8 protein-coding genes and 3 tRNA genes are annotated in these 7,589 nt (G+C 41.6%); 7 read left to right on the forward strand and 4 right to left on the reverse strand.

The genetic code is table 11. From position 1 onward, the window contains the following. The first annotated feature begins 305 nt into the window (after positions 1 to 305). The 4 genes from Q0J48_RS05765 to Q0J48_RS05780 are packed head-to-tail and all read left to right on the forward strand — an operon-like array spanning position 306 to position 3,150. Entirely contained in the window at positions 306 to 1,283 is a 978-nt protein-coding gene (locus Q0J48_RS05765; protein ID WP_296242445.1) for an ABC transporter substrate-binding protein, read from the forward strand. An 11-nt stretch (positions 1,284 to 1,294) separates the two neighbouring features. Then, positions 1,295 to 2,149, forward strand: a complete 855-nt coding sequence (locus Q0J48_RS05770; protein WP_296242446.1) for an ABC transporter permease — start codon at positions 1,295 to 1,297, stop codon at positions 2,147 to 2,149. After that, positions 2,142 to 2,894 carry an ATP-binding cassette domain-containing protein gene (locus Q0J48_RS05775; protein ID WP_296242447.1) on the forward strand — a complete coding sequence of 251 codons (753 nt, stop codon included), beginning with the start codon at positions 2,142 to 2,144 and terminating at the stop codon, positions 2,892 to 2,894. The genes Q0J48_RS05770 and Q0J48_RS05775 overlap by 8 nt, the downstream gene beginning before the upstream one ends. 46 nt (positions 2,895 to 2,940) lie before the next feature. Continuing rightward, complete coding sequence (locus tag Q0J48_RS05780; protein ID WP_296242448.1) at positions 2,941 to 3,150, forward strand: hypothetical protein; 210 nt, start codon at positions 2,941 to 2,943, stop codon at positions 3,148 to 3,150. Between the two features lie 14 nt (positions 3,151 to 3,164). Here the strand turns inward: Q0J48_RS05780 and Q0J48_RS05785 are convergent, their stop codons facing one another. After that, positions 3,165 to 3,311, reverse strand: coding sequence for a hypothetical protein (locus tag Q0J48_RS05785; RefSeq protein ID WP_296242449.1), 147 nt, complete (start codon positions 3,309 to 3,311; stop codon positions 3,165 to 3,167). Between the two features lie 46 nt (positions 3,312 to 3,357). Here Q0J48_RS05785 and Q0J48_RS05790 point away from each other — a divergent pair, with 46 nt between their 5' ends. The 3 genes from Q0J48_RS05790 to Q0J48_RS05800 all read left to right on the forward strand — a co-directional run bounded on the left by Q0J48_RS05790 (position 3,358) and on the right by Q0J48_RS05800 (position 7,308). Further along, positions 3,358 to 4,329: a pyruvate kinase gene (locus tag Q0J48_RS05790; protein WP_296242450.1), complete on the forward strand. Its 972-nt coding sequence runs from the start codon at positions 3,358 to 3,360 to the stop codon at positions 4,327 to 4,329. A gap of 187 nt (positions 4,330 to 4,516) precedes the next feature. Beyond that, complete coding sequence (locus Q0J48_RS05795) at positions 4,517 to 6,814, forward strand: HAD-IC family P-type ATPase (protein ID WP_296242451.1); 2,298 nt, start codon at positions 4,517 to 4,519, stop codon at positions 6,812 to 6,814. A gap of 50 nt (positions 6,815 to 6,864) precedes the next feature. Next, a complete protein-coding gene (locus Q0J48_RS05800) occupies positions 6,865 to 7,308 on the forward strand; it encodes a flavodoxin domain-containing protein (RefSeq protein ID WP_296242452.1) in 444 nt (147 codons plus the stop codon). A 39-nt stretch (positions 7,309 to 7,347) separates the two neighbouring features. Here the strand turns inward: Q0J48_RS05800 and Q0J48_RS05805 are convergent. The 3 genes from Q0J48_RS05805 to Q0J48_RS05815 form a co-directional block, all read right to left on the reverse strand. Continuing rightward, a tRNA-Gly gene (locus Q0J48_RS05805) sits at positions 7,348 to 7,421 on the reverse strand. A 2-nt stretch (positions 7,422 to 7,423) separates the two neighbouring features. Continuing rightward, a tRNA-Lys gene (locus Q0J48_RS05810) sits at positions 7,424 to 7,499 on the reverse strand. A gap of 9 nt (positions 7,500 to 7,508) precedes the next feature. Then, positions 7,509 to 7,584, reverse strand: a tRNA-Thr gene (locus Q0J48_RS05815). Positions 7,585 to 7,589: the final 5 nt, after the last annotated feature.

Below are 7,589 nucleotides of genomic sequence, written 5' to 3' on the forward strand. Positions count from 1 at the left end.
GAAACCAAGGCGGAAGAGATCAAACAGAAAGATGTGCGCCAAGCGAGCTGGGGAGGGTGTAAGCCCAGTCGTAACGATTCTGCAAATGGACTTCCAAGGGCGAGGTGAAATCGTAGTAGCCAAGACGTGACTTGTACGTTACAACAAGAGAAATGTGATAGCATTTTCTATTGAGTGGGTAAGTTTTACCAATACAGGTGGTACCGCAGATCGAATGATTTGTCCTGTGTCAAAGTGATTTGACACGGGATTTTTTTTACCCCGAAAAGCTATCCAAACAAGAGATAAAGAAAAGGAGAGAAAAAATGAAAACTTTATCGAAATTGATGGCAGCCTTTATGGCAAGTTCCTTATTGTTTGGATGTTCTTCATCCGGTTCAACTGAAATGCCGACGATTGGGGTTGCCCAATTGGTGAGCCACACCTCTTTGAATACGATTCGCGATGCGTTTACGGATCAGATGGAAGAGTTAGGGTATGAAGACGGCAAGAATGTGAGCTATGACTATGCGGATGCTTCGGGACAGATCAACAATTTAAATTCAATCATGTCACAATATCAAGATGAAAATGCAGCCGTTGTGGTCGCGATCGCCACCCCGACCGCACAAGCCGCTGCCAACATTTCTGAAGAAATCCCAGTTGTTTTCTCCGCTGTTAGTGATCCGGTAGGAGCCGGCTTAGTGGAATCTTTAGAAAAACCGGGTGGAAATATTACGGGAACCAGTGATGAAGTGCAGGTGGACCAAATCTTAGATCTGGCTTTACAACTTGTTCCGGAAGCCAAGACGGTGGGCTTTTTGTACAATGCCAGCGAAGCGAATTCGGTATCGAATCTAGAAAGTGCTAAAGAGTATTGTGATCAAAAAGGTTTGACCTTGGTCGAAGGAACCGGGTCGAATTTAACGGAACTTCAAAGTTCTGCCAGCGTGTTATGCGAACAAGTAGATATTCTCTTTGCTCCGAATGATAATACAGTTGCCAGCGGGATGGCAGCTTTATCACAGATTGCCTTAGATGCGCAAACACCATTCTTTGTAGGGGCAGATTCCATGGTCCAAGATGGCGGTCTAGCAACGGTGGGAATCGATTATGAAGAATTAGGCATTGAAACAGCCAATATGGTGGATGCGATCTTGAATGGAGAAGATCCTTCTGAAATGCCTGTCAAAGTATTTAAAGACGATCTGAATATTTATATTAATCAGTCGGCTTTAGATCAGTTGGGACTGACGTTGCCGGAAGAGATACAAAATAATGAACGTCTTGTCATCATGGAATAGGAGGGAATGCGATGTCGATCGCAATCATTGAAAGAGCTTTAGAATTAGGACTGATTTTTTCAGTCCTTTCTCTGGGTGTTTATATTTCTTTTCGCGTTTTGAATGTGCCGGATCTGACAGTGGACGGCAGTTTTACGACCGGTGCAGCCGTTTGTGCCGTTTGTACATTGAACGGGCATCCTTTTTTAGGCCTGCTTCTGAGTTTTGTAGCCGGAGGAATCTGTGGCTTGATTACTGCTTTTTTGCAGACGAAGATGCGGATCCATGCTTTATTGGCGGGGATCCTGACCATGACGGGACTGTATTCGATCAATCTTCGAATCATGTCCGGGGCTCCGAATATCGCTTTACTGAATACCGAATCTTTATTTACGATGATCCCGTTTACTTTTGGGATCCTGCTTTTGATCAGTATCGTATTGGGAATCGTATTGTTTGTATTCTTTAAAACCAATACAGGCTTGATGCTTCGGGCGTCAGGCGATAATGAGACGATGGTCAAATCCAGCAGCATCAATGTCGATACGATGAAATTTTTGGGCATGGCTTTGGCCAATGGTTTTGTGGCTCTTTCCGGCGGCCTTTTGGCGCAGTACCAAAATTTTGCCGACGTGACCGGAGGAACCGGGATGATGGTGTTAGGCTTGGCCGGCATTATTATTGGGGAAGCTGTGATTCGCAAGCGTACGATCGGGTTTGGTTTGGCTTCGTGTATTTTGGGAGCTTGTTTGTATCGCCTTTTATATACGATCGCATTACAATTTGGGATCCCGGCAACGGATATGAATTTGATGTCGGCTGTTCTGGTGGCCTTGACGATCTCGATTCCTTATCTGAAACAGTTAAAGGAGAAAGAAAATGCTTGAGTTAGAAAATGTATCGGTCATTTTTAATAAAGGGACTTCGTTGGAAAAGGTAGCTCTGGAAAATTTAAGTGTAAAAATCAATGATGGTGATTTCATTACGATGTTAGGCTCCAACGGAGCCGGCAAAAGTACTTTGTTCAATGTGATCACGGGTGCTTTGAAAGTCAATCACGGGAAGATCTTGATGGATGGAGAAGATATCACAGCGACAAAAGAACACGTTAGAGCCCGTTATATTGGACGCTTATTTCAGAATCCGGAACATGGAACAGCCCCGCATTTGACGGTGGAGGAAAATTTAGCTTTGTCCTACTCGGGAAAGAAATATGGAAAATTTTCTTTTGCGGTCCATAAACAAGACCGGGCGTTCTTTCAAGAAAAGCTGAAACAACTGGATATGGGCTTGGAAGATCGATTGAAAACACCGATTGGTTTGTTGTCGGGGGGCCAACGCCAGGCGGTGGCTTTGATGATGGCAGTGTTGAACCCTCCTAAGATCTTATTGTTGGATGAACATACGGCAGCTCTGGATCCAAAAAGTGCACAAAAGATCTTAGAGATCACCAATGAATTGATTCGTAAAGAAAAGATGACGGCACTGATGATCACACATAATATTCAAGATGCCTTGGATAACGGAAATCGTCTTTTCATTTTGAATGAAGGGCGTTTGATCCAGGATATGGATCAAGAAGAAAAATCGCGGTTGAAACCGGCGGATATCTTAAATTATTATGCCGTTTGACAAACGCGATAAAACAGATTAGACTAAAATCACGAGGTATAAGAATATGAATGCAATCGATGAACTGAAGACAATTTCTGGTAAAAAGCATGTGGTGACAAGTATTGAATACGATTGCCCAAGCGAAGATAAAGAAGACGAAGTTTTTGAAACGGTTCGCGGTATCTTAAAACATCATTTGGATGAAGTGGCAAAGATCACCTATGATTTGGAATCAGAAGGGAAAGTCAAAGTAGAAGTTACACAGAATTTATAGGAGAATCGTTTCTCCTATTTTTTTATGGATCGTGAAAATATAACGGCAGCGATCAATAGAACAGCACCTACTACAATGGTATTGACATCTAAAAATACATAAAGCAAGAAAAAAGCGGCGGCCGCAAAATATAAAAGCATGGCGATGATATGTTTGTTCATGATGACCTCGATTCTTTCCTTATTATAGCATGAGGAGCGTTAAACTATGAAAAAGTTGAATATTTACGGGACCTTGGGCCCCGCTTGTCAAAAAGTAGAAGTTTTAGAGAAAATGTTTCAAGACGGCATGAGTGGCGTGCGCCTGAATCTTTCGCATACAACGCTCCCTCAAAGTAAAGAAATCCTCGAACAAGTTTTCCGGGCAGCGCAACATTGCGGTATCCAGCCAGAGGTCTTGATCGATATGATCGGCCCTGAGATCCGCACGGGAAAGCGAGAGCGGCCTCTGATCCTAGAAAAAGGAAAATCTTATTTTTTATCCCAGTTATTATTTCCGGATTTCGTGAAGCCTTATTGTATTTTAGGACAACATGTACTGTTGGATGATGGGAAGATGGAGATCGTGATCCAGAACAATGGACAAGTTCAGGTATTGCGGGAAGGAATCCTGGAATCGCGAAAAACGGTATTCTTTCCGGGCGTGCAAATCGACAGTCCCGCTTTGACCCAACAAGATATCGAGAATCTTCGAGTTGCCAAAGACTATGGAATAACGGGCGTCATGCAGCCGTTTGTTCGCAGCCCTAGAGATTTGGCCCATGTGAAAAAAACATTGGATTCTTTGGGATTATCTTTAAAGATCTTAGCTAAGATCGAGAATCAGGCAGGAATCGATCATTTAGAATCGTTATTTCCTTATTGTGATGAGATCGTGATTGCACGCGGGGATCTTGGCAGTTCGATAGGTTTGTGTCAGCTGCCGCGTATTCAAAGAAAGATCGAAGCGGCTTGCCAGAAACATCATAAACCTTATATGGTCGTTACAGAAATGTTGGATTCCATGCAGCGACAAGCTACGCCGACGCGAGCAGAAGTCAATGATATCTATGATGCGGTCATTCGCGGTGCTTCGAGTATCATGTTGACGGGAGAGACTGCCAAAGGAAAGTATCCAGAAGAAGCGATGCGATATTTTTGTGCAATTGCGAAAACAGCTTTGGAAGACCGTAGAATCTAGATGTTGCACGGTCGATTGCTTTATGCAATTTCTAACTATAACGTTAAACCATAAAAAGATGAACTGCATCCCATAAAACAAAGGGATGACTCAATAAGTTTGCAATCGTATCCATTTCAATTGCTCGAAATATTGATTATTCAAACTAATCCATATAAAATGATTCTTAAGTGTTTGGAGGAATATCATGGGAAATGAAGGCAATCTGCAAGGTCTTACTTCGCAGGAAGTAAAAGACAGGGTAGAACGGGGCTTGGTCAATACACAGGAAAAAACAGTGAGTCGGACGATCAAGGATATCTTAATCGAAAATATATTTACTTTATTTAACTTACTGAATCTATTGATTGCTATCGCGTTAGCATTTGTTCATGCCTGGAGCAATCTTTTGTTTATGGCCATCATCATCATGAATGTACTGATTGGAATCATTCAAGAGTTAAAGGCTAAAAAAATGGTGGACGATCTATCTATTTTGATGACGCCCAAGGCTACGGTGTTAAGAGAGGGAAAGATTCAGGAAATTATTGCGGATGAAATTGTCCTAGATGATATCATGGTTTTAAAACAAGGACAGCAGATTTCTTGTGATGCTAGTCTTGTTTCGGGCAGTTTGGAAGTCAATGAAAGTCTTTTGACAGGCGAAAGTGATGCGATCCAAAAAGAAAGTGGTGACGAAGTACTTTCTGGAAGTTATGTGGTTGCCGGACAAGCTTATGTTAAAGTCAATCATGTCGGGAAGGACAATTATGCGAATAAACTGGCTGATCAGGCAAGTACCTGGAAACCGGTGAATTCTCAGCTACTGAATTCGATGAAAAAGGTTACGCGGTTTACGTGCTTTTTGATCATTCCTTTAGGAATTCTATTATTCATTGAAGCTTTTTTAATGCGTGATGAAGGTTTATATCAAAGTGTAGTCAGCAGTTCTGCGGCTTTATTAGGCATGCTTCCTAAAGGACTGGTGCTTTTAATGAGCATTTCTTTGGCAGCCGGTATAGTTCGTCTAGGAAAAAAGAAGATTTTAGTACAGCGTTTGTATGCTCTGGAAACATTATCTCATGTAGATGTGCTTTGTTTAGATAAAACGGGGACTTTAACGACAGGAAAAATGAAAGTCGATCATATAGTGGAATTGAGCGCGGTTTCCAAAGAGGATGAAGACTATATCGCATCATATTTGTACCATAGCACAGATTCCAACACGACTTTTGAAGCGATGGCGCAATATTTTAAAGCGAAGAATGTATATACGCCAAAAACTAAAATTCCGTTTTCTTCAGAAAGAAAATGGAGCGCAATCGTCTTTGATCATATTACGTATGTTGTAGGAGCGCCGGAGCGCTTATGTCAAAGCGTACCTGAACAAGCGAAACAGGAAATGAAAAAAGGGAATCGTGTCATTGTGATTGGAAAGACAGCGGATGAGGTAAAGGTCCATCAAAATCTTCCAAAGATTGACGCGCTTTATCTGGTCGTGATTCAGGATGTACTTCGCGAAAACTGTCAAGACACCATTGAACAGTTTCATAAAGAAGGTGTACAGATCAAAATCATTTCTGGAGACCATGTGGATGCGGTCAGTGCTTTGGCTAAACAGGCTGGCGTGATTGATGCACATAAAGTGGTTGATTTGTCGAAATATGACGATACGGCAGATTATGGAAAACTGGCAGAAGAAAATGTAGTATTTGGGCGCGTCTCTCCCCAACAGAAAAAATGGCTGGTCAAAGGGCTACAGTCAAGGAGTCATCAGGTTGCGATGACCGGTGATGGAGTTAATGATATTTTAGCGTTAAGAGAAGCTGACTGCAGTATCGCGATTGCTCAGGGAAATGATGCGGTTAAACAAATCTCTGAAATTGTGCTCTTAGATTCTTCGTTTAAAAATTTGTCTGATGTGCTTTTTGAGGGCAGACGAGTTGTCAACAATATCACTCGCGTGGCTGGAGTATTTTTTATCAAAACGATCTACTCGGTATTATTGTCAGTCATCTGTGTGCTTTCTATTTTCGGCGGAGCGGACTTTAGTTTTGGCTTTCCGTTTATTCCTATCCAGATCACATTGATCGATGCAGCTATTGAGGCTTGGCCTTCGTTTGTGACAATGATGGAGCCGAATCATCATCCGGCCCCTAAAGATTTTTTACCTGTGGTCTTGAAAAAGGCGCTTCCGTTCGCCTTGATGATTTTGATTTATATTTGTTCGATTCATTTTTTTGTTGAAACAACAAATGCACAGACCATTATGTATTACGGTATCGTATATATCAGTATGCTAGCGGTTGTAAAATCGTGTATTCCGATGAACCCTTTGCGTTTGTTTGTATCTACTACAATGGTAATTGGCTTTACCTTTGGCGTGTTGATATTTAAAAATTTGTTTCATCTTGCGTTTACCGGCTGGTTTGTGGTCGGTATGATGATCGTCTATCTTGTTATGATCTTACTGTTGGCAAAATATAAAACAAAGAGCAATTCCTAATATCATAGGAGTTGTTCTTTTCTTTAAAAAACGTTAGGAGAAATCATCCAATGAAAATAGTTATCGTATATGCATCGATTCATCATCAAAACACAAAAAAAATCGTTGATGATCTGTGTGAACATTTTTCCTTAGACAGCATCGATCTGACTCAAGAACCTCATCCGGATATTTCCTCTTACGATCGCATTGGACTTGCCTCAGGAATTTATTTTGGCTCAGTACATCAGCTAATCAAAGTGTTTGTTGAGAAAACTAAGTTTCGACAAGATCAAAAATGTTTTGTCATCACCACTGCCGGGGCACCTTGGATAGACTTTTCAATCTTTTTTTATCAATTCTTAAAGAAAAAAGAAATCGAATGTTGCGGATCGTTCCATTGTCGCGGATATGATACATATGCGATCTTTGGAAAAATCGGAGGAATTGCCAAAGGACATCCGAATAGCAAAGATAAAATGCGAGCCCGCCAATTTTTGAACAACATAAAATAAAATATAAAAAAAGCCGACACTGTCGGCTGAATTTTTTTATGGAGCAGGTGATGAGAATCGAACTCACGTAGTCAGCTTGGAAGGCTGAAGTTCTACCATTGAACTACACCTGCAGTGGTGACCCGTGGGCGATTCGAACGCCCGACCCTTTGATTAAAAGTCAAATGCTCTACCAACTGAGCTAACGGGTCAAAAATAAATGGTGCCGACTATAGGAATTGAACCCACAACCTACTGATTACAAGTCAGTTGCTCTACCAATTGAGCTAAGTCGGCACATA

Origin of the sequence: uncultured Faecalicoccus sp., assembly GCF_944325745.1 — a bacterium.
Classification (GTDB): Bacteria; Bacillota_I; Bacilli_A; order Erysipelotrichales; family Erysipelotrichaceae; genus Faecalicoccus.